The following is a 26,659-nucleotide window of genomic DNA, read 5'->3' on the forward strand; positions in this document are numbered from 1 at the left end:
ATACGTGAAACATTCGTCAGCACATCAGGATTTGGCCTGCCCGGCGAAGGTGCTTATCATGGCGCGCCCAAAGGCTTTCAAGAGTTCCTTATGCGCCGCCTGCTCACCGGCTGTTTCGTCACCCTGCTGCTGTTGCTCAACACCCTGGTCCTGTTCGGGCCGCTGATGGTGTTCGCCCTGCTCAAGCTGGTCCTGCCAGGGCGCCTGCGCGACCATGCGTCGAAGGCGGTGATGTGGATTGCCGAAACCTGGGCCGAAATCGACAAGCTGATCTTCGCCCTGTGCATTCCCACCCAATGGGATATCCGCGGCGGTGACGAGCTGCGGGGCGACACTTCTTACCTGGTGATCAGCAACCACCAGTCCTGGGTCGACATCCCGGCGCTGATCCAGACCCTCAACCGCCGTACCCCCTTCTTCAAGTTCTTCCTGAAAAAAGAGCTGATCTGGGTGCCCTTCCTCGGCCTCGCCTGGTGGGCCCTGGACTACCCCTTCATGAAGCGCTACAGCAAGGCGTTCCTGGCCAGGAACCCGGAGCTGCAAGGCAAGGACCTGGAAATCACCAAGGCCGCCTGCGAGCTGTTCAAGCGCCAGCCGGTCACGGTGGTCAACTACCTGGAAGGCACCCGCTTCACGCCGGCCAAGCGTGAGCAACAGCAATCCCCTTTCAAGCAGTTGCTCAAGCCGAAGGCCGGCGGCGTGGCCTTCGTGCTGGCGGCCATGGGCGAACAGCTCGACGCCATCCTCGATGTGACGGTGGTCTATCCGCAGCAGAAGATTCCCGGTTTCTGGGACCTGATCAGCGGCAACGTGCCGCGGGTGATCGTCGATATCCAGACCCGTGAGCTGGACCCGGCGTTGTGGCAGGGGGATTACGAAAACGATCCGGCGTTTCGCCAGACCGTCCAGAACTGGGTCAACCAGCTCTGGACCGAAAAGGACCAGTGCATCGACGCCTTGCGCGCCGAGCGCCGTTGATCAGCTGCCGCTGCCGACGCCCCAGATCCCGCCCAGGCTGTTGAGCAGCGAACCGCCCACGCCCTGCTGACCCAGGTATTGCAGGAGCACCGGGGCGAACTGGCCGATCATGCCGCTGTCCATGCCCAGGGCGCTGAACGCGCTGTTCAGGTCATTGGTGTTCTGCACGTTACCCAGCGCGCTCTCCAGACCGGCGGTCTTGCTGCCACCGCTCTGCCCGAGCAGGCCACTCAAGGCGCCCAGGCTGCCCAGCGCGTTGCCGCCCGAGAGCTTGTCCAACCCCGGAACGCTTTTGCTCAGTTGCGAGTAGTCGGTGCTGCTCAGCTGGTTCTTCGCCAGGCCCAGCATCGCACCGGTACCGCCGATGGCCTGCTCCGGCGTGACATCCAGTTGCGAAAGGGCACTGAGCAGATTGGCGGTCTGCGAGGTTGGAGCGGCAGCGGCGGCCTTGTCGCCACCCTGCATGCTGGACACCGCATTGGCGGCATCGCTCAGGCTGAAGCCTGCGGCAAAGACCGGGCTGGCTCCCAGGGTCAGCAACGTAGCCAGTGCAACACTGCGGGAAATTTTCATCGAGACAACCTCTTGAACCAGAAAGACACCGTGACAACGGCGGGAAAACTGCGGATTTGACCGGGAAAACCGGAGCAATGTTCCGCATCGGCCCATCCATATTTAGCCGGCCCGGATATACCCGGAACCTCGCGGACGGGCAACCATTATTCCAACGCCGATATCTGTAGCCGCTGCCGCAGGTTGCGATACCAAGAGCGGCGCCCGCTTCGCGGTCGATCGCAGCCTGCGGCAGCGGCTACAGGATGCATGATCGGGTTTTGCTCGAGCCAGGCATAAAAAAGGGCGACCCGAGGGTCGCCCTTTTTACTGCGTCAAAGCCTTACGCCGCGCTGAACAGCTTGTGCGGGTCGATGACGAATTTCTTCGGCACGCCGGCGTCGAATTCGCCGTAGCCACGCGGGGCGTCGTCCAGGCTGATGACCTGCACGCCGACCACTTCGGCGATGTTGATGCGGTCCCACATGATGGCTTGCATCAGTTGGCGGTTGTACTTCATCACCGGGGTCTGGCCGGTGTGGAAGCTGTGGGACTTGGCCCAGCCGAGGCCGAAGCGGATGCTCAGGCTGCCCATCTTGGCCGCGGCATCCACAGCGCCCGGGTCTTCGGTGACGTAGAGGCCGGGAATACCGATCTTGCCGGCAACCCGCACCACGCCCATCAACGAGTTGAGCACCGTGGCCGGCGCTTCGTGCTGGGCACCGGCATGGCCATGGCCGCGGGCCTCGAAGCCCACCGCGTCGACCGCGCAATCCACTTCCGGCTCGCCGAGCAGGGCGGCGATCTGTTCGTGCAATGGAGTGTCCTTGGACAGGTCGGCGATTTCAAAACCCTGGGCCTTGGCGTGGGCCAGGCGTACCGGGTTGACGTCGCCAACGATCACCACCGCCGCGCCCAGCAGACGGGCGGACGCAGCCGCGGCCAGGCCCACCGGGCCGGCACCGGCGATGTAGACGGTGCTGCCCGGGCCAACGCCGGCCGTTACCGCGCCGTGGTAGCCGGTCGGCAGGATGTCGGACAGGCAGGTCAGGTCGCGGATCTTCTCCATGGCCTTGTCGCGGTCCGGCAGCTTCAGCAGGTTGAAGTCGGCGTACGGCACCAGCACGTATTCGGCCTGGCCACCGGTCCAGTCGCCCATGTCGACGTAGCCGTAGGCACCGCCGGCGCGGGCCGGGTTGACGGTCAGGCAGACCCCGGTGTGTTGCTCCTTGCAGGAACGGCAGCGCCCGCAAGCCACGTTGAACGGCACCGAGACCAGGTCGCCGAGCTTCAGGTTCTCGACGTCGCTGCCCTTCTCCACCACCTCGCCGGTGATTTCGTGACCCAGGACCAGGCCGACCTGGGCAGTGGTACGGCCGCGCACCATGTGCTGGTCCGAACCGCAGATATTGGTGGATACCACGCGCAGGATGACGCCGTGCTCAATCTTCCTGCCGCGCGGGTCCTGCATTTTTGGATAGTCGATTTTCTGTACTTCGACCTTGCCATTGCCGAGATACACGACACCACGATTACCAGACATGCTTTCACCTCGCTGTTGTTATTAGAGCAGCTACAAGCGTCAAGCCATAAGCCGCAAGTTTGAAGCGTGAAACCGTTGCTACGTCTGACATCTACCGCTCTTTCTTGCGGCTTGAAGCTCGAAACTTGCAGCTGCCGCTAAAGCACCACCGTCCGGTTGGCGTTGAGGAACACCCGCCGTTCGATGTGATAACCCACGGCCCGCGCCAGGGTCAGGCCTTCGATATCGCGCCCCTTGGCAATCAGGTCCTCGGGGTAATGACTGTGGTCCACCACTTCCACGCCCTGGGCGATGATCGGGCCCTCGTCCAGGTCGTTGTTGATGTAGTGCGCGGTAGCGCCCACCAGTTTCACGCCCTTGTTGTAGGCCTGGTGATAAGGCTTGGCGCCCTTGAAACCGGGCAGCAGGGAGTGGTGGATGTTGATCGCCTTGCCATCGAGCTTGCGGCACAGCTCCGGCGACAGCACTTGCATGTAGCGCGCAAGGATCACCAGTTCGGCGCCGGAGTCCTCGATCACCTGCCACACCTGGCGCTCCTGGGACGGCTTGTCGTTGGGGTCCAGGGGGAAGTGGTAGTACGGGATCTGGTGCCAGTCGGCCAAGGGCTTGAGGTCCGGGTGGTTGGACACCACCGCCACCACGTCCATCGCCAGCTGGCCGATGCGCTGGCGGTAGAGCAGGTCGTTGAGGCAGTGATCGGCCTTGGAGACCATGATCACCACTTTCGGCCGATGCTGCGGTGGGGTCAGCTCGACGTTCATGTCGAAGGCCCGGGCGCGTTCGGCCAGACCGTCGCGCAGGCCCTGCTCGTTGAAATTCTCGGGTTGACGGAATTCCACGCGAATGAAGAAGCGCGCCGAAAGCCGGTCATCGAAGGAGTGGTGCTCGGTGACGTAGCAGCCCTGCTCGAACAGAAAGCGGGTCACCGCGTCCACCGTGCCGAGCACGCTGGGGCAGTCGGCGGTGAGAATCCAGGTATCGGGGGCGCGGCTCATGGTGCGGAACTCCTAAAACATCGGTAGGCAAAGCCGAGTCCTGTAGGAGCGAGCTTGCTCGCGAAGAGTCCAGAAGCACCGCGTGCTTTCAGCAAGCACGCGTTATCGTTGACGTCCTTCGCGAGCAAGCTCGCTCCTACAGGGAATTACGGCGTCTCAGGCCTGGACGCTGAGGCCGTATTCGGCGGCGGCATCCTGCAGCCACAACCACCAGTAATCGGAGAAGCTGCGGCGGATCACCAGTTCCCAGGTGTCTTCGCCCATGCGGCGGATCACCAGTTGCGACTTGGCGAACACAGTGCCAACGGCCTTGCCCACCGGGAAGTTGTTGGGGTGCACGTCGTAGCTGGTGGACTTCATCAGCACCTGGCGCACGTTCGGGCCGGACAGTTCGAGAATCTGCTGGCCGCCACTGACGTTGACGATCTGGATGTGCAGGTCGCCCAGCGCTTCGCGCAGTTTTTTCTCGGCGGCGAATTCTTCGCCGCTCGGCACCACCAGCAACCACTCGTCCGGCCCCATCCACTGCAGGCTGGTTTCGCCCTTGGCGACCACGGTCAGGGCCACTGGCAGCTCCAGGCCCAGGGCCTTGTGCACGCCGGCAGCGAAGGCCGGGTCATGAGCATCGCCACGGAGGGTCAGGTGGCCGAGGAGTTTCTTCTCGCGCAGGGTCACGCCTGCGTTCTTGCGGCCCTTGCCCACCAGGCTGGCGAGGTCGGCATGGTGCAGCGACGACTCGGCTTTGGCGCCAGTGGTCGGGCGCTGTTGGTAAACGTTGACTGCGGTCATAGAGCACCTGTCTTGAATTCTGTTTCGCGGCGAACCGCAAATAGGTAGAGCCTGTTCGATCGCTGCCCTGTAGGAGCGAGCTTGCTCGCGATAGCCGCAAAGCGGCGGTCGATCCCGCAACAACGGTTGTCGTCGCTGATCTTTTCGCGAGCAAGCTCGCTCCTACAGGACCTTTGTTAAACGTTCTGGCGATCGCCTTTCGGATCGAAGAACACCGAAGAAACGATTTCCGCCTCGATCACCGTACCGTCGGCCAATGGCGCGAACACCCGCTCGCCCATCCGCTTCAGGCCGCCCTTGACCACGCCCATGGCAAACGAATAACCCAGGGAGTTATGGGCGTAGCTGGAGGTCACGTGACCGACCATGCTCATCGGGATCGCCTGCTTGGTGTTGAACACCAGTTGCGCGCCTTCCGGCAGCCACTGGTTCGGGTCGATCGGCTTCAGGCCCACCAGTTGCTTGCGCTGGTCGCGCACGCAGTCTTCGCGGTTCATGCCACGCCAGCCGATCCACGAGAACGGTTTGGTGCGACCGACACACCAGCCCATGTTCAAGTCATCCGGGGTCATCGAGCCGTCGGTGTCCTGGCCGACGATGATGAAGCCCTTCTCGGCCCGCAGTACGTGCATGGTTTCGGTGCCGTACGGGGTCAGGTTGTACTTCTTGCCGGCCTCGACGATCTGCTCCAGCACGCCCATGGCGTAATCGGCCTGGACGTTGACTTCGTACGACAGCTCGCCGGTGAAGGAAATGCGGAACACCCGCGCCGGCACACCGCCCACCAGGCCTTCTTTCCAGGTCATGAACGGGAAGCCGTCCTTGTCCAGGTCGATGTCGGTGACTTCGCTGAGCAGCTTGCGGCTGTTCGGCCCGGACAGGGTCATGGTCGCCCAGTGGTCGGTGACCGAGGTGAAGTACACCTTGAGGTCCGGCCATTCGGTCTGCTGATAGATCTCCAGCCATTGCAGGACGCGCGCGGCGCCGCCCGTGGTGGTGGTCATGATGAAGTGGTTTTCGCCGACGCAGGCAGTCACGCCGTCGTCGAAGACCATGCCGTCTTCCTTGCACATCAGGCCGTAGCGCGCCTTGCCCACATCGAGCTTGGTCCAGGCGTTGGTGTAGATGCGGTTGAGGAACTCACGGGCGTCCGGGCCCTGGATATCGATCTTGCCCAGGGTCGAGGCGTCGAGCAGGCCGACGCTGTCGCGCACCGCCTTGCACTCGCGCTTGACTGCGGCGTGCAGGTCTTCGCCATTCTTCGGGAAGTACCAGGGGCGCTTCCACTGGCCGACGTCCTCGAACTCGGCGCCGTTCTTCACGTGCCACGCATGCAGCGCGGTGAAACGCACAGGCTCGAAGATGTGCCCGCAGTGACGACCGGCCACGGCGCCGAAAGTCACCGGCGTGTAGTTCGGACGGAACATGGTGGTGCCCATCTGCGGGATGCTCACGTTCAGCGAACGAGCCGCGATAGCCAGGCCGTTGACGTTGCCGAGCTTGCCCTGGTCGGTACCGAAGCCCAGCGCGGTGTAGCGCTTGACGTGCTCGACCGACTCGAAGCCCTCGCGGGTCGCCAGTTCGATGGCGGCGGCGGTGACGTCGTTCTGCAGGTCGACGAATTGCTTGGGTGCCCGCGCGGTGCCTTTCTCATGGGGCACCTGGAACAGCGCCAGGGTCGGTTCTTCCAGACGACTCAGGGCCTTGGGCAGTACCGCTTCCACGGCCTTGAAACCTGCTTCGCTGGCGGCACGCACGCCCCCTTCGAAACCGTCGGCCAGGGAATCGCCGAGGCTGTAGACGCCATTGATGCCGCCGACGCACACGCGTTTCTGCGGTGCTTCGCCCGGTACGAAACCGAGGATGTCTTCACGCCAGATCGGCTTGCCGCCCAGGTGCGAAGCCAGGTGCACCACCGGGCTGTAGCCGCCGGAGCTGGCAATCAGGTCGCACTCCAGCCACTCGCCTGGGCTGGTGACCTTGTGAGCCTTGACGTCGATCGCCGCGACGCGGGCGCCGGTCACATGCTTGCTGCCACGGGCTTCGATCACCGCACTGGAGGTGAGGATGCGAATGCCCTTGGCGCGGGCTTCTTCCACCAGCGCGCCGCGTGGGTTGTGACGGGCATCGGCGATGGCCACCACTTGCAGGCTGGCGTCGAGCCAGTCCAGGGCCACACGGTAGGCGTGGTCGTTGTTGGTGCTCAGCACCAGCTTCTTGCCCGGTGCCACGCCGTAGCGGCGCACGTAGACCGAGACCGCGCCGGCCAGCATGTTGCCCGGCACGTCGTTGTTGCCGTAGACCAGCGGACGCTCGCAGGCGCCGGTGGCCAACACCACGCGCTTGGCACGCACCCGGTGGATGCGCTGGCGCACCTGGCCGATTGGTGCGCGGTCGCCGAGGTGGTCGGTCAGGCGCTCGTGAATGGTCAGGAAGTTATGGTCGTGGTAGCCGTTCACGGTTGCCCGTGGCAGCAGGGTCACGTCTGGCAGCGACTTCAGCTCGGCGACCACGGTGGCAATCCACTCGGCCGCCGGCTTGCCGTCCAGGCTTTCGCGGCTGTCCAGCAGGCTGCCGCCGAATTCTTCCTGCTCGTCGGCGAGGATCACCCGCGCACCGCTGCGCGCAGCCGCCAGGGCCGCGGCCAGGCCGGCGGGGCCGGCACCGACGATCAGCACGTCGCAGTGCTGGTTCATGTAGTCGTAGGTGTCCGGATCGTTCTCGGTCGGCGAGCGACCCAGGCCCGCGGCCTTGCGGATGTACTTCTCGTAGGTCATCCAGAACGATTGCGGGTACATGAAGGTTTTGTAGTAGAAGCCCGGCGGCATCAGCTTGCCGCCGACCTTGCCGAGAATCCCCATCATGTCGTTGTTGACGCTCGGCCAGCCGTTGGTGCTGGTGGCGACCAGGCCCTGGTACAGCGCCTGTTGGGTGGCGCGCACGTTGGGGATCTGGGTGGCTTCGGTGGCGCCGATCTGCAGCACCGCGTTCGGCTCTTCGGCACCGGCGGCGAAAATGCCGCGCGGCCGGGAATACTTGAAGCTGCGACCGATGATGTCCACGCCGTTGGCCAGCAGGGCGGCGGCCAGGGTGTCGCCTTCGAAGCCTTTGTAGGTCTGGCCGTTGAAGGTGAAGCTGAGGACTTTGTTGCGGTCGATGCGTCCGCCGTTGGACAGGCGATTGGACTGGCTCATACCTTCTCTCCCAGAGCCTGCGTGGCCGCTTTCGGGCTATCGGTCTTGTCGGTGAATTGCGGCTTGGTACCGATCTTGTAGGTTTCGAGAATCTCGTAGGTCACGGTGTCGCGGGTGGCGTTGAAGTACTGACGGCAGCCGGCGGCATGGATCCACAGCTCGTGGTGCAGGCCGCGAGGGTTGTCGCGGAAGAACATGTAGTCGCCCCACTCCTCGTCGGTGCAGTTGTTCGGGTCCAGTGGACGCGGGATATGCGCCTGGCCGGACGAATGGAATTCCTCTTCGGAGCGCAGTTCGCCGCAGTGAGGACAGAAGATGTGCAACATAGGGATTTCTCCTGTTAGTGGGCGACAGCTGCAGCGCCGTGTTCGTCGATCAGCGCACCGTTGTGGAAACGGTCGATGGAGAAAGGTGCGGCCAGCGGGTGCATTTCACCCTTGGCCAGGCTCGCGGCGAATACGTTGCCCGAGCCAGGTGTTGCCTTGAAGCCGCCGGTACCCCAACCGCAGTTGAAGAACATGTTCGGCACCGGAGTCTTGGAGATGATCGGGCAGGCGTCCGGAGTGGTGTCGACGATGCCGCCCCATTGGCGGTTCATGCGCACCCGCGAAAGGATCGGGAACATCTCGACGATGGCCTGGATGGTGTGCTCGATCACCGGGTACGAACCGCGCTGGCCGTAGCCGACCCAGCCGTCGATACCGGCGCCGATCACCAGGTCGCCCTTGTCGGACTGGCTGATGTAACCGTGCACCGCGTTGGACATGATCACGCTGTCGATGATCGGCTTGATCGGCTCGGACACCAGCGCTTGCAGCGGGTGCGATTCGATCGGCAGGCGGAAACCGGCGAGCTTGGCCATGTGCCCGGAGTTACCGGCGGTGACCACGCCGACGCGCTTGGCGCCGATGAAGCCCTTGTTGGTTTCCACGCCGATGCACACACCGTTTTCCTTGCGGAAGCCGATCACTTCGGTCTGCTGGATCAGGTCCACGCCCAGGGCGTCGGCGGCACGGGCGAAGCCCCAGGCCACGGCGTCGTGACGGGCCACGCCGCCACGGCGCTGGACGGTGGCGCCCAGCACCGGGTAGCGGGTGTTCTTGGAGCAGTCCAGGTACGGAATCTCGTCCGCCACCTGCTTGGCGTTGAGCAGCTCGCCGTCCACGCCGTTGAGGCGGTTGGCGCTGACCCGACGCTCGGAATCACGGATGTCCTGCAGGGTGTGGCACAGGTTGTAGACGCCGCGCTGGGAGAACATCACGTTGTAGTTGAGGTCCTGGGACAGGCCTTCCCACAGTTTCATCGCGTGTTCGTACAGGTGCGCCGACTCGTCCCACAGGTAGTTGGAACGCACGATGGTGGTGTTGCGCGCGGTGTTACCGCCGCCCAGCCAGCCTTTCTCGACCACGGCGACGTTGGTGATGCCGTGCTCCTTGGCCAGGTAGTAGGCGGTCGCCAGGCCATGCCCGCCACCGCCGACGATGACCACGTCGTAGACCTTTTTCGGGGTCGGCGTGCGCCACATGCGCTGCCAGTTTTCATGGTGGCTGAGGGAGTGCTTGAAGAGGCCGAAGCCCGAGTAGCGTTGCATAGTCATTTACTCCAAAACCGCACTCAGCGATAAACCGGGAAGTCCGCGCACAGGGCCGATACCTGACGAGCGACATTGGCCTCGACATCGGCATCGCCGAGGTGGTCGAGGATGTCGCAGATCCAGCCGGCCAGCTCCACGCACTGGGTAACCTTGAAGCCGCGGGTGGTCACCGCCGGGGTGCCGATACGCAGGCCGGAGGTCACGAACGGCGACTGTGGATCGTTCGGCACGGCGTTCTTGTTCACGGTGATGTGCGCGCGACCCAGGGCGGCGTCCGCCTCCTTGCCGGTGAGGCCCTGACGGATCAGGCTGACCAGGAACAGGTGGTTGTCGGTGCCGCCGGACACTACATCGTAGCCGCGGTTGATAAAGACGCCGGCCATGGCCTGGGCGTTGTCGATCACTTGCTGCTGGTAGGCCTTGAAGCCAGGCTCCAGCGCTTCCTTGAAGCACACCGCCTTACCGGCGATCACGTGCATCAGCGGGCCGCCCTGGGCGCCCGGGAAGACCGCGGCGTTGAGCTTCTTCTCGATTTCTTCGTTGGCCTTGGCCAGGATCAGGCCGCCCCGCGGACCGCGCAGGGTCTTGTGGGTGGTGGTAGTGACCACGTCGGCGTAAGGCAGCGGGTTCGGGTACAGGCCAGCGGCGACCAGGCCGGCGACGTGGGCCATGTCGACGAACAGCAGCGCGCCGACCTTATCGGCGATCTGGCGGAAGCGTGGGAAGTCGAGGGTCTTGGAGTAGGCCGAGAAGCCGGCGACGATCATCTTCGGCTTGCACTCGACGGCCAGGCGCTCGACTTCGTCGTAGTCGATCAGCCCGGTGTTGGTGTCGATGCCGTACTGCACGGCGTTGTACAGCTTGCCCGAGGACGACACCTTGGCGCCGTGGGTCAGGTGGCCGCCGTGGGCCAGGCTCATGCCCAGGATGGTGTCGCCGGCTTGCAGCAGGGCCAGGTACACGGCGCTGTTGGCCGAGGAACCGGAGTGCGGCTGGACGTTGGCGTAGTCGGCGCCGAACAGTTGCTTGGCGCGTTCGATGGCCAGGGCCTCGACCTTGTCCACGTGCTCGCAGCCGCCGTAGTAGCGCTTGCCCGGATAACCTTCGGCGTACTTGTTGGTCAGGCCGCTGCCTTGCGCTTGCATTACGCGCTTGCTGGTGTAGTTCTCCGACGCGATCAGCTCGATGTGATCTTCCTGACGTTGCTCCTCGGCATTCATGGCCGCCAGCAGTGCATCGTCATAACCCTGGATTTGGTCTTGCTTGCTGAACATCGCGTCTCTCCCAGCGGCGGCGGTGCGCCTTTCGTCTCGGTGAGGCACGTACCCTGCGGTAGTGCCCTTTGGATGCGATGGTATGACCGGCGCTGACCGGCCAAATGCCTATGGACGCCACGCAAAGGTGCGTTTACGACATGGCCTGGCGCAGAGAGACAAATGCTTGCGGGCGCCACGCGCCGAAGGCTCTATGTCGGTGGCTTGCCCGCGCCCGCCAGCCCCCGCCACCGACCAGTGGCGCGACAGGTTTCGGGTTGGCGTGTCGCATCTGTAGCCGCTGCCGAGCCTGCGAGGCTGCGCTCGAGGACGCAGTCCTCGCAAAACCTCAGCACGCGATATGCCTGGAAGAACAGGTTGCCTGGTTTTACGACCGCTTCGCGGCCGAGCGCAGCCTCGCCAGCTCGGCAGCGGCTACAGGGCGTTCGCAGCGACAACGGTTCGCCGTCAGGCCAGCAGGTTGCGCAGCATCAGCAGCAGGAGGAAATGCCCGGGGTACAGCAGATAGGCCCAGCGCCGCATCGGTGGCGGCGAAAAACCGCGCATCCGGCGCAGGATCGCCAGCCCCAGCCACGGCGCCAGCACGCAGGCGAGCAGCGCCCAGGCGGCCACCTGATTACCCAGGCGCGCCGCCGGCAGCAGGCTTTGCCACTGGTTGGCCGCCAGGCACAGCAACCCCGGCAGCAGCGCCCAGTACCAGCGGCGCTGCAGCACCAGCAACATCGCCAGCGGCAGCAAGACGCCGAACAGGCCGAACATCAGGTACCGGTCGAACAGCCCGCCGAGCAAGGCCGCGCCGATCCCCAGCCACAGCGCCAGCCCGCCGCGACGCTGCCAGGCGCGGGCCACCAACAGGCCCAGGGCCAGGGTCGGCAGCACATTCAGGGTGTCGGGGCCGGGAATGTACAGCCGGTACGGCACCTCGCTGAGCAGGCTGAACAACAGCAGCCAGCCCAGGTAACGCCATTGCCCCGCGCCCTCGCGACCCACCGCGCCGGCCCGCGCCACATTGGCCGCCAGCGCCAGGCAGAACCAGGGAAACGCCAGGCGCCCGGGCACATACAGCAGGTCGAGGCTCCAGCCGACGTAGCGCAGGTGATCGAGCACCATGCAAAGCAGCGCCAGCCACTTGAGCAGGTCGAGGGCGCCATCGCGTCGGGCGGCCAGCGGGGTCAGCAGCGGGTCTGGCATATATCCTCATGGCCTGTGCATTTTTCACCCATAAACAGAGCGTGTGCTCCCCCCTCAATCTTGGGTAAAGTGGCGCTCCACCGATCTCTGCGGGGCCTGCGCTGTCCTGCCGGCCCAGACCTCGTTGCGGACGCTTTACCCAAGGGCTCCTTACCCAGGAGCGCCTTATCCGGAGCCCTTTATCGAAGGACTCCCCTCTCGGACCCTTAGCACGGAAGACGGCCATGACCGACAAGAGCCAACAATTCGCCAGCGACAACTATTCCGGCATTTGCCCCGAGGCCTGGGCGGCCATGGACCAGGCCAACCGCGGCCACGAACGCGCCTATGGCGACGACCAGTGGACCGCGCGCGCCGCTGATTATTTCCGCAAGCTGTTCGAGACCGACTGCGAGGTGTTCTTCGCCTTCAACGGCACCGCCGCCAACTCCCTGGCCCTGTCGTCGCTGTGCCAGAGTTACCACAGCGTCATCTGCTCGGAAACCGCCCACGTCGAAACCGACGAATGCGGCGCGCCGGAATTCTTCTCCAACGGCTCCAAGCTGCTGATCGCCGGCACCGAGAACGGCAAGCTGACCCCGGACTCGATCCGCGACATCGCCCTCAAGCGCCAGGACATCCACTACCCCAAGCCACGGGTGGTGACCCTGACCCAGGCCACCGAGGTCGGCAGTGTCTATACCCCGGAAGAAATCCGCGCCATCAGCGCCACCTGCAAGGAGCTGGGGCTGAACCTGCACATGGACGGCGCGCGCTTCTCCAACGCCTGCGCCTTCCTTGGCTGCTCGCCCGCCGACCTGACCTGGAAAGCCGGGGTCGACGTGCTGTGCTTCGGCGGCACGAAAAACGGCATGGCGGTGGGCGAGGCGATCCTGTTCTTCAACCACAAGCTGGCCGAAGACTTCGACTACCGCTGCAAGCAGGCCGGCCAGCTGGCCTCGAAGATGCGCTTCCTGTCGGCGCCCTGGGTCGGCCTGCTGGAAAACGACGCCTGGCTCAAATACGCCCGCCACGCCAACCATTGCGCGCAATTGCTGGCCGAGCTGGTGGCGGACATTCCAGGGGTGGAGCTGATGTTCCCGGTGCAGGCCAACGGCGTGTTCCTGCAACTTTCGGAACCGGCCATCGCCGCGCTGACCGCCAAGGGCTGGCGCTTCTACACCTTCATCGGTAAAGGCGGCGCGCGCTTCATGTGCTCGTGGGACACCGAAGAAGCGCGGGTCCGTGAACTGGCCGCGGACATTCGCCAGGTCATGGCCGGCTGAATGCCCTCGCCGGCCTGCCGCCTCCTGTCGAGATCGGGAGCGGTGGGCCGGCGCTGCGTGACATCAGTTCACAAATTCCTGAACTGATTATTTCCCTCCACTGATTCAACATCACAGGCGTATATCCGAGACTCCGGGGTCAATTTATAAAAACAAGGCACTGCCCCATGACCAGCCTGCCCGCGGCAACGGAAAAAGCCCCGCCCCCCAGCCTCAAGATCGAAACCCGCTCCATCGACTACGTGCCGCGCCACGAGCGCCACGGCAAGGTCTGGCACCAGGGTCCGTTCTGGTTCACCGGCAACTTCGTCCTGACCACCATGGTCACCGGCTTCACCGGCGCCGCCCTCGGCCTGAGCCTGCACTACTCGATCCTGGCCATCGTCATCGGCGTGTGCCTGGGCACCTTCTGCATGGCCTTCCACGCCAACCAGGGACCACGCATGGGCCTGCCGCAGATGATCCAGTCGCGGGCGCAATTCGGCCTGCGCGGGGCCATCGTGCCCTTCACCGCGGTGGTCTTCGTCTACATCGGCTTCAACGTGTTCAACGTGATCCTCGCCACCGACGCCATCAACACCGTGGTGCCCGGCGCGCGGGCGCCCTGGTACAGCCTGATGATCATCCTCGCGGTGATCATCGCCGTGGTCGGGCATGACCTGCTGCACGCCGTGCAGCGCTGGCTGACCTACATCATGATCAGCGTGTTCACCGTGCTGACCATCAGCGCGCTGATGACCCTGCAGGCCGACGCCGCCGTGGCCGACGCGCACTTCTCCTGGTCGGCGTTCCTGATCCAGCTGTCGGCGGCCGCCGGCTACCAGATCAGCTACTCGGTGTATGTCTCGGACTATTCGCGCTACCTGCCGCACAAGACCTCGTCGCGCCAGGTGATTTTCTGGACCTACCTGGGCGCCGCGGGCTCGGCGCTGTGGCTGATGTCCCTGGGTGCCTTCCTCGCCTCCGCCCTGCCGTCCCCGGACGCCATCGGCAGCGTCCGCGAAGTCGGCAACCAGATGATCCCGGGCTTCGGCACCTTTACCGTGCTGATCGCCGTGCCCGCCCTGGTCGGCATCATGGCGGTCAACTGCTACGGCGCGATGCTCACCGGCATCAGCGCCATCGACGGCTTCCTGCAGATCCAGCCGAACCTCAAGAGCCGGGTGGTGGGCATCGCCCTGGTGGCGGTGGTGATTTTCCTGATCGCCATGAACATTCCCGACAGCTACCTGGCGAGCTTCAATACCTTCGTGCTGCTGATGCTGTATTTCCTGGTGCCCTGGACCGCGGTCAACCTGGCGGACTTCTACGTGGTGCGCAAAGGTCACTACGCCATCAGCGACATCTTCAACCCGGCCGGCATCTATGGCCGCTGGGCCATGCCTGGGCTCATCGCCTATTTCCTCGGCCTGGTCGCGATGATTCCGTTCATGTCCCTGAGCTTCTACCAGGGCCCTGTGGCCCGGGCGCTGGAGGGCGCGGACATTGCCTTTGTCATCGGCCTGGCCGTGGCCGGCGTGGCCTACTGGGCGCTGACCCGGGGCCTGGACCTGGACGCCGAGCGCCTGGCGATTCAGGCCAGCGAACGCCAACTGGAAGGAGCCGGCCAATGACTGGATTGCCCACCCTGAAAGTCGCCTGCCAGCAGATCGCCCCACGGGTGGGCGAGCTCGACTACAACCGCGAGCTGGGCCAGCGGGCCATCCGCCAGGCCGCTGCCCAGGGCGCCCAGGTGGTGGTGCTGCCGGAACTGGTGCAAAGCGGTTATGTGTTCACCGATCGCCAGGAAGCGCTGGCGCTGTCCGAGGCCCTCGACGGGCCGACGCTGACCCTGTGGAAGGCCCTGGCCGCAGAGCTGCAGGTGGTGATCGTCGGCGGTTTCTGCGAGCGCCTGAATGCCGGGCAGGTGGCCAACAGCGCCGCGCTGGTCGAGCCCGAGGGGCGGGTGACGGTGTATCGCAAGGCCCATCTGTGGGACCGGGAAAAGCTTGTGTTCACTGTCGGCGACCAACCGCCACCGGTGGTCGAAACCCGTTTTGGCGCGATCGCGATGCTGATCTGCTACGACCTGGAATTCCCGGAATGGGTGCGCCTGCCCGCGCTGGCCGGCGCCGCCCTGCTCTGCGCCCCGGTCAACTGGCCGGACGGGCCGCGTCCGCCGGGCGAACGCCCGGCGGAAATGGTCCGGGTCCAGGCCAACGCCGCGGTCAACCGCATGTTCATCGCCGCTTGCGACCGCTGCGGCGACGAACGTGGCGTGGCCTGGGTCGGCGGCTCGCTGATTGTCGACGCCGACGGTTATCCGCTGGCCGGCAGCGCCCGTCATCCCCAGCAGCAACTGCTATTGGCGGAGCTGCCCCTGGCGGACGCCCAGCACAAGCACATCAGCGCCCACAACCACGTGCATCTGGACCGCCGCCCGGCGTTGTACTGAGCCCTCCCCGACCGCGGGCAACGCTCGTGGCCCTTCGCCTTTTCGCCCCTGATCCGCACGCGCCGCCAGACATGAACTAGATTGTCTGGCGAGCCGCTGTACCCGCTCGGATAACGACAATAATCAGGAGCGCATCCATGTCCTTACAAGGCAAGACCCTGTTCATCACCGGCGCCAGTCGTGGCATCGGCCGTGAAATCGCCCTGCGGGCGGCGCGGGACGGGGCCAATATCGTGATCGCGGCGAAAAGCGCCGACCCCCATCCCAAGCTGCCCGGCACCATCTTCAGCGTGGCCCGCGAAGTCGAGGCGGCGGGCGGCAAGGCCCTGGCGTTGCAGGTGGACGTGCGTGACGAAGAGACGGTGCGCCAGGCCCTGGCCAAGGCTGCCGAGCAGTTCGGCGGCATCGATGCGCTGGTCAACAATGCCGGGGCGATCAAGCTGACCGGGGTGCAGCACATCGAGCTCAAGCGCTTCGACCTGATGCACCAGATCAACACCCGCGCCGTGCTGCTGTGCAGCCAGGCGGCCCTGCCCTACCTGAAAACCAGCGGTGGGCACATCCTCAACCTGTCGCCGCCGCTGAACCTGGCGAGCAAATGGTTCGCCCAGTACAGCCCCTACACCGTGACCAAATACGGCATGAGCATGCTGACCCTGGGCATGAGCGAGGAATTCAAGAACTACGGCATCAGCGTCAACTCGCTGTGGCCGCAGACCATGATCGCCACGGCCGCCATCGAGTTCCAGCTGGGTTCGCGCGAGTCGTTCAAGCATGCGCGCACGCCGGCAATCATGGCCGATGCGGCCCACGCGATCCTTTCCAGCAGCCAGCGCCGCATCACCGGGCGCTTGCTGATCGACGAAGAAATACTGCGCGAACAGGGGGTGAGCGACTTCGCCCATTACCGCTTCGATCCCGACAGCAGCGAAACGCTGATGACGGATCTGTTTATCGATTGAAAAAAGACGATGCGCCCAATCGCGAGCAAGCTCGCTCCTACAGGTCAGGTGCAGAACCTGTAGGAGCGAGCTTGCTCGCGATGAACGATAACGCGGTCCCAAGCCATGCCCGGGACCGGAAACGTTCGCTCAATACTCGACCCGCACATCCCCCTTCGGCACGCTGCAGCAGGACAGGATGTAGCCTTCGGCTTCGTCTTCCTCGGTGATCCCACCGTTGTGGTCCATCTCCACCTCACCGCCCAGCTTGAGCACCTTGCAGGTGCCGCAGATCCCCATGCCGCAGGCCTTGGGGATCATCAGGCCGAGCTTGGCCGCGGCGGCGTGGACGGTCTCGCCCGGCGCCACGCGGATGCTCTTGCCCGAAGCGGTGAACTCCACCTGGTGCAGGTCGGCGATGTCGATTTCCGGCGCCTCGGCGGCCTGCTCGGCCTGTTCCACGGCGTCGGCACGGGCTTCCGCCGGCGTCGCGCCGAAGGATTCCTCGTGGTAGCGCGACATGTCGAAGCCGCTGGCTTCGAGCAGGCGCTTGACCGCGTTCATGTACGGCGTCGGGCCGCAGCAGAACACCTCGCGTTCGAGGAAGTCCGGCGCCATCAGCTCCAGCATCTTGTGGTTCAGGTAGCCGCGATAACCGGCCCAGGGCTCGCCCAGGCCGTGTTTCTCGCAGATCAGGTGCAGGCTGAAGTTGTCGATCCGCGACGCCATGTGCTCCAGCTCGCGGTGATAGATGATGTCCTTCGGCGAACGGGCGCTGTGGATAAACACCATGTCGACATTGCCGTTGGTGTCGTAGAACCAGCGCGCCATGGACATCACCGGCGTGATGCCGACGCCGCCGCTGAGGTACAGGACTTTCGGGCTTGGGAAGTCGATGGCGTTGAACAGCCCCACCGGCCCGTGCACCGCCAGCTCCTGGCCTTCGTGCAGGGTGTCGTGCAGCCAGTTGGAGACCTTGCCGCCCGGGACGCGCTTGATGGTCACCGAGAAGCTGTATGGCACCGAGGGCGAGCTGGAAATGGTGTAGGAACGCATGATCGGCTGGCCTTCGATCTCCAGCTCCAGGGTGACGAACTGCCCCGGCTTGAAGAAGAACATGATCGGCTGGTCGGCCATGAAACAGAAGGTGCGCACGTCCCAGGTTTCCTGGATGACTTTGACGCAACGGACGATGTGTCGGCCATTGGCCCAGGTCTGGGTGGTTACCGGGTTCAGGAAGTTGTTGGACATGCTGATCTCCACGGCCGACTGCCGGCCTTTATGGTGGCGATTGTGCGCAGGCCCATAAACACCCATTTACCTATCTGCGACATTCACATACTTATCGCGACCAGCCCCCAACCACCGGGGCTTGCGCGTCGGGAACAGATTGGGCCATGTCGCCCATGGATAAGGTTCCGGGCCGCGCCGGCCCCACACTCGCCTCAACTGAGAACCGCTGATTTTTCAGCCTTGCGTCGTAACCGTGGCCGGTGTGACGGGCTTGTGCGGAGCAAGCCCGTTACACCGGCCACACTGCCACTTTCGCCGGCCACACAGATGGCCATGAGGACCAAAACGATGGACGTCACCGCAACCCTGAGCCTGGGCGATCCGCTGGAACCCGCACGCAAGGCCACCGCGCAAATGCTCCAAGAACGCGAGCGGACCTTTTCCCTGCCGCAGCCGTTCTACTGCGACGAGCGCCTGTTCGATATCGACATGCAGGAGATCTTCCAGAAGGAATGGCTGATCGCCGGCATGACCTGCGAGATTCCGACCAAGGGCAACTACATGACCCTGCAGGTCGGCAAGAACCCGATCATCGTGATCCGTGGCGCCGACGGCGTGGTCCACGCCTTCCATAACGTCTGCCGCCACCGCGGTTCGCGCCTGTGCACCAGCGACAAGGGCAAGGTCGCCAAGCTGGTCTGCCACTACCACCAGTGGACCTACGAGCTGGACGGTCGCCTGCTGTTCGCCGGCACCGAGATGGGCGCCGACTTCGACATGAAGCAATACGGCCTCAAGCCAGTGAACGTGAAGACCGCCGGTGGCTACATCTTCATCTCTCTGGCCGAGAACCCGCCGGCCATCGATGACTTCCTGGCGACCCTGACGCACTACATGGAACCCTACGACATGGAGAACACCAAGGTGGCGGTGCAGACCACCTTGATGGAAAAGGCCAACTGGAAGCTGGTGCTGGAAAACAACCGCGAGTGCTACCACTGCGGCGGTTCGCACCCGGAACTGCTGAAGACCCTGCTGGAGTGGGACGACGTCACCGACCCGCGCGCCGACCAGGCGTTCAAGGACCACGTGGCCGCCTCCGCCGCCGCCTGGGAAGCCGAGAAGATCCCTTATGCCCACGCCAGCTTCGGCCTGCGCAACCGCATCGTGCGCATGCCGCTGCTCAAGGGCACCGTGTCCATGACCATGGACGGCAAGCAGGGCTGCGCCAAGCTGATGGGCCGAATCAAGAACCCCGACCTGGGCTCGATGCGCATCCTGCACCTGCCGCACTCGTGGAACCACTGCATGGGCGACCACATCATTGTGTTCACCGTGTGGCCGATCAGCGCCCAGGAAACCATGGTCACCACCAAGTGGCTGGTGCACAAGGACGCGGTCGAAGGCGTGGACTACGACGTCGCGCGCATGCGCCAGGTGTGGGACGCCACCAACGACCAGGACCGTCGCCTGGCCGAAGAGAACCAGCGCGGCATCAACTCCACCGCCTACCAGCCAGGCCCGTACTCCAAGACCTACGAGTTCGGCGTGGTCAACTTCGTGGATTGGTACAGCGAGCGCATGCTGAGCAACCTCGGCGCCGAACCGGCTCCGTACCTCAAGGGCGTGCCGGTTCACGGCTGATCCCGGGCTGGGCTTCTGTAGGAGCGAGGCTTGCCCGCGAAGGCCGCGACACGGTGTACCCGAACCACCGCGTTAGCGTTCATCGCGAGCAAGCTTCGCTCCTACGGGGGCAAGCTTGCTGTACGTTTTTTGATCGGAATCCCTCCCGGCCATGGCCGACAAGGCTCCCAGCCTTCCGCGAACAAGTTATCCACACCTCCACCCACAGCAAATGTGGGCAACTCGGCTTTCAGCCGGCGAATTCGTTGGTAGAACCTGAAGAAAATCCGTGACTTATCCGGAAAGGCCTTTTCCACAAGACTTTGTTCATTTTTTGAACAGCGCTCTGTAAGCCACGTTTTTAAAGGCCCGCAGATGAAGGCGAACACCTTATCCACAGAAGCGCCAACAGACTTTGGGGGCAACTTTGCGGCCAAGGGCAGCGAGCTGTGGAAAACCGCCGAATAGCGCGAAATATCAAGGCTTCAGTGCCGCCGGCGGGGCAAAACCCCGGACTTGCCTGTTTTTTGATCAGACCTCTGCAGGCCACTGTTTATAAGGCTCTCAGCGGACAGCGAACATCTTATCCACAAAGAGGCCAACAGACTTTGGGGGCAACTCGGCAGCGGCAGAGGACCGAGGGAATTCCTTATCCACAGAAAAACCTTCGGAAAAACCTCGACTTAGCTTGATCGTTTTTCGTACAACGCGCTGTAGCGCTTGATTGGCGAGGCTTGCAGAGAGGGACGAACATCTTATCCACAGAGGCGCGCACAGGGATTGTGGGTAACCGTGGATACAGGAGGGAAATCAATCGCAGGCAAGCCACGCCCCTGCAGGAGCGAAGCTTGCTCGCGATAACGATAGTGCGACAGGCCTGGCCCTAACGGACCACGCCTTCTTCGATCAGCAGCTTGAGGATGGCCTCGGCCCCGGCTTCGGCGCTGACGCCCTTGAGCACCTGGCCGCCACCGCCGCTGGCCTTGGCGGTCGCGGCTTTCATGCGGTCGGCGCCGCTCTTGGCCTTGATCACTTTCAGGCGCTTGGGCCGCGGTTTGGCCGGTTGCAGGGTGGCGCTGGTGAATAACTCATCGTCGAGCACTTCCACCTGCCGCGCCTGCAGCAGCCCACGCCGGGCCGGGCCGTAGGCACTCTGCCGTGGCTTGGGCGCGGCGTTATCCACAGTGGCGAGGAACGGCAGGCGCACCTTCAGCCGACGGCGCTGGCCACGCGGCAGGGCTTGCAGCACCAGGGCCACGCCAGCGTCGATGGACTCCACCTGGGCCAGGCCCACCACCAGCGGCCAACCGAGGTTTTCCGCCAGCAGGAACGGCAGCATGCCCGAACCTTCGCCGGTTTCCGCCTGGCTGCCGGTGAGCACCACTTGCGCCCCGGCATCGCGCAGATAATCGGTCAGCGCCGGCAGCGCATCGGCACCGGCCGACTGCTCCAGCACGTGCATCTGTTCCAGGCCCATGCCCAGGTACGCGCGCAGGGCCGGCTCGGCAATATCGCCGGCGTGCAGCACCTGCAGCCTGTCCCCGGCCAGTTGCAGCCCCAGCTCGACCGCCCGCGCATCCTGCTCGGCGCGCCGGGGCCGGCCGGAAGTCGGGTGGGCGCCGATGGACACCAGGCTGATCACATTAGTACTCATAACCCTATCCTTCCCTTAAGCCGCATCGCGCTTGGCGCCGTTGCGGTAGGCCTCTACCGCCGCGATCAAGGCTTGAAGCAGCTCGGCGCTTTCGCCAATCACCGACAGGTCGGCGCGTTTGATCATGTCGCAGCCCGGATCGAGGTTGATCGCCACCACCTTGTCGCAGGCACCGATGCCCTGCAGGTGCTGGATCGCCCCGGAAATCCCCACCGCCACGTACACCCGGGCGGTGACCCAAGTGCCCGAGGCGCCGACCTGACGGTCGCGGGCCATGAAACCGTCGTCCACCGCCACCCGCGACGCGCCTTCGGTGGCGCCCAGGGCCGCGGCGGTTTTGTGGAACAGCTCCCAGTCCTTGACCCCGTTGCCGCCGGAGAAAATGAATTCGGCCTCGGCCATGGGAATCGCCGCCGGGTCCACCGCCACCGCGCCCAGGTCCTCGATTCGCGCCAGGCTGCGCGCCACCGTTGTGGATAACTCCACCGGCAGGGCTTCGTGGCGGGTTTCACTGACCGGCTCCGCGCATTCGGCAGCGGCCAGGATCAAGCGCGCCAGCGGTCGAGCCAGGTCCTGCAAGCCGGCACCGGCGCGGCCGATGCATTGCGCGTCCTTGACCTGCCAGACCCGCGTGGCCGGGCGTTCGCCCAGGGCCGCGGCAAAACGCCGGCCCAGTTCGCCGCCACCGGTGCGGCTGTCGGGCAGCAACCAGTGGCGTGGGCTGAACTGGTTATCCACAGCCCGCAGGCCCTGGACTCGCTGTTCCGGTGCATAACCGCTGAATTCGTTGCCTTCGAGCACCAGCAGACGGTCGACGCCGGCCGTGGCGAAGGCGTTTTCCTTGTGCTCGCCAAACACCACCGCCAGCACCGCGCCGTCCTTGCCGGCCAGCTGATGGGCCAGGCCCAGCAGGTCGCGGTCGTGGCTGCTCAGGCGGCCGCCGACCATGTCCGGCACCACGCTGATGTAGAACGCCGGCTGCGCCACCTGATGCAGCGGCAGCTGGACTTCGACCGCGGCGCTGCGCTTGACCGCCCCGCCCTGCTGGGCGCCGCTGCGGTCGATGCGCTTGATACCGTTGGGGCCGATGAAACCGATCCCGTGGGGGTTCTTGCGGATGATGCCGTTGGGCCCCATCCAGCTGTGCTGCGCCGGCTGCATGGCCGCGTGCAGCGGGTGCAGGCGGTTACGGGCGATCCATTCGGCCCGCGGATCGCGGCGGATAATGTCGCTCATCAGTGGGCCTCCGCAGGTTCACGTTTGACCGGGGTCACCGGCTTGCCAGGCGCGGCGTCTTCGAGCAAGGCGTCGGCCACCAGTTCGGCGATGTCCTTGATCAGCGGTCGTGGTTCGACCACGCCTTCGAGCATCGCGGTGCACTGTGGACAACCCACGGCCACCAGCTCGGCGCCGGTTTCGCGGATGTCGTCCATGCGCATGTCGGGGATCCGCTGCTTGCCCGGAATGTCGGTGATCGGCGCGCCGCCGCCACCGCCGCAGCAGCGCGAGCGGAAACCGGAGCGTTGCATTTCCTTGACCTCGATCCCCAGGGCGCGCAGGACCTCGCGCGGCGCCTCGTACTCGCCGTTGTAGCGGCCCAGGTAGCACGGGTCGTGATAGGTCACGCTGTTGCCTTTGTGCTGGCCCAGGTTGAGGGCACCGGCGCCAATCAGCTCGGCCATGTAGGTGCTGTGGTGCTGCACCACGTACTCGCCGCCGAGGGCGCCGTATTCGTTTTTCAGCACATGGAAACTGTGGGGGTCGCAGGTAACGATGCGCTTGAAGCTGTACTTGGCCAGGGTCTGGATATTGCGCTTGGCCAGCAGCTGGAAGGTCGCCTCGTCGCCCAGGCGCCGAGCCACGTCGCCGCTGTCGCGTTCTTCCAGGCCCAGCACCGCGAAGTCGACCTTGGCCGCTTTCAGCACTTTGACGAAGGCGCGCAGGGTGCGCTGGTTGCGCATGTCGAAGGCGCCGTCGCCGACCCAGAACAGCACGTCGGTGGTTTTCTTCTCGCCGAGCAGCGCCAGGTTGAGGTCCGCCGCCCAGTTCATCCGCCCGCCCGGCGCGAAACCGCCCGGGTTGTCGGTGGCGATCAGGTTTTCCAGGACTTCGGCGCCCTTGTTCGGGGTAGCGCCCTTTTCCAGGGTCAGATGACGGCGCATGTCGACGATGGCATCGACGTGCTCGATCATCATCGGGCACTCCTCGACGCAGGCGCGGCAGGTGGTGCAGGACCACAGGGTCTCGGCGTCCACCAGGCCGTTGACGATTGGCTGGTGCGGATTGCCGCTGTGTTCGCCAATGGCTTTGCCGGGATATGGGCTGCCAGCGAACTTGGCATCGGTACCGCCAGCCAGGCCGACGACCATGTCCTGGATCAGCTTTTTCGGGTTCAGCGGCTGGCCGGCGGCAAAGGCCGGGCACGCGGCTTCGCATTTACCGCACTGCACGCAGGCGTCGAAGCCCAGCAGTTGGTTCCAGGTGAAGTCCTTGGGTTTTTCCACCCCCAGCGGCGCGTTCGGGTCTTCCAGGTCCAGCGGCTTGAGGCCAGTGGAGCGGCCGCCACCGAAGCGTTCGGCGCGGCGGTGCCAGGCCAGGTGCAGGGCACCGGCGAAGGCGTGTTTCATCGGGCCGCCCCAGGTCATGCCGAAGAACAGCTCGGACACGCCCCACAACACACCGATACCGAGGATCGCGGCCAGTACCCAGCCGCCGAAGTTTTCCGGGAGGATCCCGGCCACCGGCAGGGTCACCAGGAAGAACGACGCCGAGAACGCCAGCAGGCTTTTCGGCAGGCGCATCCACGGGCCTTTCGACAGGCGCGCCGGCGGGTTGCGACGGCGCAGGTAGACGAAGATCGCGCCGACGAACATCACCGCCGACATCAGCAGCAAGGCGTAGCCGAGGATGCGGTTATGCAGGCCGAAACCGTGCACCAGGATCGCCAGCACGATGGACGCCACGGCGCCACCGGCCGTGGCCACGTGGGTGTTGGCGATGTATTTGTCCCGCGCCACCACATGGTGCAGGTCGACCATGTAGCGCTTGGGCATGGCCAGCAGGCCGCCGATCAGGTCGACCTTGGACGCACGGCCCCGGCGCCACATGGCCACCCGCCGCAACGCGCCCAGGACAGCCAGGCCGATGGCTGCGAACAGCAGGATGGGAAGAAGGGTGTTCAACATGGTGGAGCTCCCAAAGACCAGCTCGGTCGTTGTAGCCGCTGCCGCAGGCTGCGATGAAGTCCGCAGGACTTCCCTGCGAACTCAAGAGCACGACTGCTTCGCAGTCGATCGCAGCCTTCGGCAGCGGCTACAGGTATGGCTTAGAAATCCTTGCAGATCCGCAGGGCGTCATAGATGGCCGCGTGGGTGTTGCGCTGCGCCACGCAGTCACCGATGCGGAACAGCAGATAACCGTCGCCCGCCTGGCTCAACGAAGGCTGCGGCTTGATCGCGAACAGCGCTTCGACGTCGACCTGGCCCTTGTTGCGCGAGCCTTCCTTGAGCGCGTAATAGATCGCTTCGTCGGGCCGCACACCGTTCTCCACCACCACCTGGTCGACCACCCGTTCCTCTTTGGAGCCGGTGTATTCGTTCTCCAGCACCGCCACCAGCTTGTCGCCTTCGCGGTAGACCTTTTCCAGCATCATGTCGCCGGTCATGATCACTTCCTTGGGGTACATGCTGCGGTAGTAGGTCGGGAACGACGTACCGCCGATAGCCACGCCCGGCTTGATGTCGTCGGTGACGATCTCGACCTGGCTGCCCTTGTCGGCGAGGAAGTCGGCCACCGACATGCCGGTGAACTCGCAGATGGTGTCGTAGACCAGCACGTTCTTGCCCGGCGCAACCTTGCCGTCGAGCACGTCCCAGCTGCTGACCACCAGCCCTTCGGCGGCGCCCCAGTGCTCGTTCTGTTCAAGGAATGGATGCCCGCCGACGGCCAGCACCACGATGTCCGGACGCAGGTCGAGGATGGTCTCGGCATCGGCCGCGGTGCCCAGGCGCAGGTCGACCTTCAGCCGTGCCAGCTCCAGCTGATACCAGCGGGTGATGCCGGCGATCTGGTCGCGCTGCGGCGCTTTCGACGCAGTGGTGATCTGCCCGCCGATGGCCTCTTTCTTCTCGAACAGGGTCACGTCGTGGCCACGTTCGGCCGCCACCCGCGCCGATTCCATACCGGCCGGGCCGGCACCGACCACCACCACCTTGCGTTTCGGCCCGGTGGACTTCTCGATGATGTGCGGCACGCCCATGTATTCACGGGAGGTCGCGGCGTTCTGGATGCACAGTACATCCAGGCCCTGGTACTGGCGGTCGATGCAGTAGTTGGCGCCCACGCACTGCTTGATCTGGTCGACCTGGCCCATCTTGATCTTGGCGATCAGGTGCGGGTCGGCGATGTGCGCGCGGGTCATGCCGACCATGTCGACATAGCCGCCTTCCAGGATACGGGTGGCCTGGTTCGGGTCCTTGATGTTCTGCGCATGCAGTACCGGAACCTTGACCACTTCCTTGATCCCGGCAGCCAGGTGCAGGAACGGCTCCGGTGGATAACTCATGTTCGGAATCACGTTGGCCAGGGTGTTGTGGGTGTCGCAACCCGAACCCACGACGCCGATGAAATCGAGCATGCCGGTGTCGTCGTAATACTTGGCGATCTGCTTCATGTCCTCGTGGGACAGGCCGTCCGGGTGGAACTCGTCACCGCAGATACGCATGCCCACGCAGAAATCGTCGCCGACTTCGGCGCGCACCGCCTTGAGCACTTCCAGGCCGAACTTCATCCGGCCTTCGAAGCTGCCGCCCCATTCGTCGGTCCGCTTGTTGACCCGCGGGCTCCAGAACTGGTCGATCATGTGCTGGTGCACGGCGGACAGCTCGACGCCGTCCAGGCCACCAGCCTTTGCGCGACGGGCAGCTTGCGCGTAGTTGCCGATCACCCGCCAGATCTCCTCCGGCTCGATGGTCTTGCAGGTGGCGCGGTGCACCGGTTCGCGGATGCCCGACGGCGACATCAGGGTCGGCCAGTTGAAACCGTCCCAGCGCGAGCGGCGGCCCATGTGGGTAATCTGGATCATGATCTTGGCGCCATGCTTGTGCATGGCGTCGGCCAGGTTCTGGAAGTGCGGAATGATGCGGTCGGTGGACAGGTTCACCGAGCTCCACCATTCCTGCGGGCTGTCGATGGCCACCACGGACGAACCGCCACAGATCGCCAGGCCGATACCGCCCTTGGCTTTCTCTTCGTAATACTTCACGTAGCGGTCGGTGGTCATGCCGCCATCGGTGGCGTAGACCTCGGCGTGCGCGGTGCTGAGCACCCGGTTGCGGATGGTCAGTTTGCCGATCTGGATCGGCTGGAACATCGCTTCGAAAGCCATTTTTCTTAACTCC

At 64.6% G+C, this 26,659-nt stretch carries 20 protein-coding genes; 6 read left to right on the plus strand and 14 right to left on the minus strand.

Translation table 11 applies throughout. The annotated features are described in order from the left end of the window. Positions 1-90 precede the first annotated feature (90 nt). Positions 91-978 (plus strand): acyltransferase, encoded by an 888-nt coding sequence (locus tag J4E58_RS13275; RefSeq protein WP_087089455.1) that lies wholly within the window; start codon positions 91-93, stop codon positions 976-978. Here J4E58_RS13275 and J4E58_RS13280 read toward each other — a convergent pair whose 3' ends face one another. The 9 genes from J4E58_RS13280 to J4E58_RS13320 form a co-directional block, all read right to left on the minus strand. After that, positions 979-1,551, minus strand: coding sequence for a DUF2780 domain-containing protein (locus J4E58_RS13280; protein ID WP_053262917.1), 573 nt, complete (start codon positions 1,549-1,551; stop codon positions 979-981). Between the two features lie 322 nt (positions 1,552-1,873). Then, entirely contained in the window at positions 1,874-3,073 is a 1,200-nt protein-coding gene (gene fdhA / locus J4E58_RS13285; RefSeq protein ID WP_007931017.1) for a formaldehyde dehydrogenase, glutathione-independent, read from the minus strand. Between the two features lie 137 nt (positions 3,074-3,210). Next, complete coding sequence (gene purU / locus J4E58_RS13290; protein ID WP_007926386.1) at positions 3,211-4,068, minus strand: formyltetrahydrofolate deformylase; 858 nt, start codon at positions 4,066-4,068, stop codon at positions 3,211-3,213. 156 nt (positions 4,069-4,224) lie between these two features. Beyond that, positions 4,225-4,857, minus strand: a complete 633-nt coding sequence (locus J4E58_RS13295) for a sarcosine oxidase subunit gamma (RefSeq protein WP_087089457.1) — start codon at positions 4,855-4,857, stop codon at positions 4,225-4,227. 176 nt (positions 4,858-5,033) lie between these two features. After that, positions 5,034-8,051, minus strand: coding sequence for a sarcosine oxidase subunit alpha (locus tag J4E58_RS13300; RefSeq protein ID WP_007926382.1), 3,018 nt, complete (start codon positions 8,049-8,051; stop codon positions 5,034-5,036). After that, on the minus strand, positions 8,048-8,377 hold the full coding sequence (locus J4E58_RS13305) for a sarcosine oxidase subunit delta (protein ID WP_007926380.1): 330 nt from the start codon (positions 8,375-8,377) through the stop codon (positions 8,048-8,050). Before J4E58_RS13305 ends, J4E58_RS13300 begins: the two co-directional genes overlap by 4 nt. A gap of 14 nt (positions 8,378-8,391) precedes the next feature. After that, positions 8,392-9,642 carry a sarcosine oxidase subunit beta family protein gene (locus J4E58_RS13310; RefSeq protein ID WP_007926378.1) on the minus strand — a complete coding sequence of 417 codons (1,251 nt, stop codon included), beginning with the start codon at positions 9,640-9,642 and terminating at the stop codon, positions 8,392-8,394. Positions 9,643-9,665: 23 nt separating this feature from the next. Further along, the gene (gene glyA / locus J4E58_RS13315; RefSeq protein ID WP_087089459.1) at positions 9,666-10,919 is read right to left on the minus strand and encodes a serine hydroxymethyltransferase; all 1,254 of its coding nucleotides are present in this window, start codon (positions 10,917-10,919) and stop codon (positions 9,666-9,668) included. 447 nt (positions 10,920-11,366) lie between these two features. Continuing rightward, positions 11,367-12,110 (minus strand): TraX family protein, encoded by a 744-nt coding sequence (locus J4E58_RS13320; RefSeq protein ID WP_087089461.1) that lies wholly within the window; start codon positions 12,108-12,110, stop codon positions 11,367-11,369. Positions 12,111-12,334: 224 nt separating this feature from the next. Here J4E58_RS13320 and J4E58_RS13325 point away from each other — a divergent pair, with 224 nt between their 5' ends. The 4 genes from J4E58_RS13325 to J4E58_RS13340 all read left to right on the plus strand — a co-directional run bounded on the left by J4E58_RS13325 (position 12,335) and on the right by J4E58_RS13340 (position 16,771). After that, entirely contained in the window at positions 12,335-13,375 is a 1,041-nt protein-coding gene (locus tag J4E58_RS13325) for a low specificity L-threonine aldolase (RefSeq protein ID WP_007926372.1), read from the plus strand. Positions 13,376-13,542: 167 nt separating this feature from the next. Continuing rightward, positions 13,543-14,988 carry a cytosine permease gene (locus tag J4E58_RS13330; protein ID WP_087089462.1) on the plus strand — a complete coding sequence of 482 codons (1,446 nt, stop codon included), beginning with the start codon at positions 13,543-13,545 and terminating at the stop codon, positions 14,986-14,988. Beyond that, the gene (locus J4E58_RS13335) at positions 14,985-15,809 is read left to right on the plus strand and encodes a nitrilase-related carbon-nitrogen hydrolase (protein ID WP_087089465.1); all 825 of its coding nucleotides are present in this window, start codon (positions 14,985-14,987) and stop codon (positions 15,807-15,809) included. Before J4E58_RS13330 ends, J4E58_RS13335 begins: the two co-directional genes overlap by 4 nt. A gap of 137 nt (positions 15,810-15,946) precedes the next feature. After that, a complete protein-coding gene (locus tag J4E58_RS13340; protein ID WP_007926369.1) occupies positions 15,947-16,771 on the plus strand; it encodes an NAD(P)-dependent oxidoreductase in 825 nt (274 codons plus the stop codon). 129 nt (positions 16,772-16,900) lie between these two features. Here J4E58_RS13340 and gbcB read toward each other — a convergent pair whose 3' ends face one another. Then, positions 16,901-18,001, minus strand: a complete 1,101-nt coding sequence (gene gbcB, locus J4E58_RS13345; protein ID WP_009045947.1) for a glycine-betaine demethylase subunit GbcB — start codon at positions 17,999-18,001, stop codon at positions 16,901-16,903. A 330-nt stretch (positions 18,002-18,331) separates the two neighbouring features. Between gbcB and gbcA the strand changes: the two genes are divergently transcribed. After that, complete coding sequence (gbcA, locus tag J4E58_RS13350; protein ID WP_007926366.1) at positions 18,332-19,627, plus strand: glycine-betaine demethylase subunit GbcA; 1,296 nt, start codon at positions 18,332-18,334, stop codon at positions 19,625-19,627. Between the two features lie 862 nt (positions 19,628-20,489). Here gbcA and J4E58_RS13355 read toward each other — a convergent pair. The 4 genes from J4E58_RS13355 to dgcA form a co-directional block, all read right to left on the minus strand. Next, positions 20,490-21,260: an electron transfer flavoprotein subunit beta gene (locus J4E58_RS13355; protein WP_087089466.1), complete on the minus strand. Its 771-nt coding sequence runs from the start codon at positions 21,258-21,260 to the stop codon at positions 20,490-20,492. 15 nt (positions 21,261-21,275) lie between these two features. Further along, positions 21,276-22,496, minus strand: a complete 1,221-nt coding sequence (locus tag J4E58_RS13360; protein WP_053262926.1) for an electron transfer flavoprotein subunit alpha/FixB family protein — start codon at positions 22,494-22,496, stop codon at positions 21,276-21,278. Further along, positions 22,496-24,445, minus strand: a complete 1,950-nt coding sequence (gene dgcB, locus J4E58_RS13365) for a dimethylglycine demethylation protein DgcB (RefSeq protein WP_087089468.1) — start codon at positions 24,443-24,445, stop codon at positions 22,496-22,498. The genes J4E58_RS13360 and dgcB overlap by 1 nt, the downstream gene beginning before the upstream one ends. A gap of 140 nt (positions 24,446-24,585) precedes the next feature. Further along, positions 24,586-26,646 carry a dimethylglycine demethylation protein DgcA gene (gene dgcA, locus J4E58_RS13370; RefSeq protein ID WP_087089470.1) on the minus strand — a complete coding sequence of 687 codons (2,061 nt, stop codon included), beginning with the start codon at positions 26,644-26,646 and terminating at the stop codon, positions 24,586-24,588. Positions 26,647-26,659: the final 13 nt, after the last annotated feature.

It is taken from the genome of Pseudomonas sp. FW305-25 (assembly GCF_017351415.1).
Classification (GTDB): Bacteria; Pseudomonadota; Gammaproteobacteria; order Pseudomonadales; family Pseudomonadaceae; genus Aquipseudomonas; species Aquipseudomonas chlororaphis.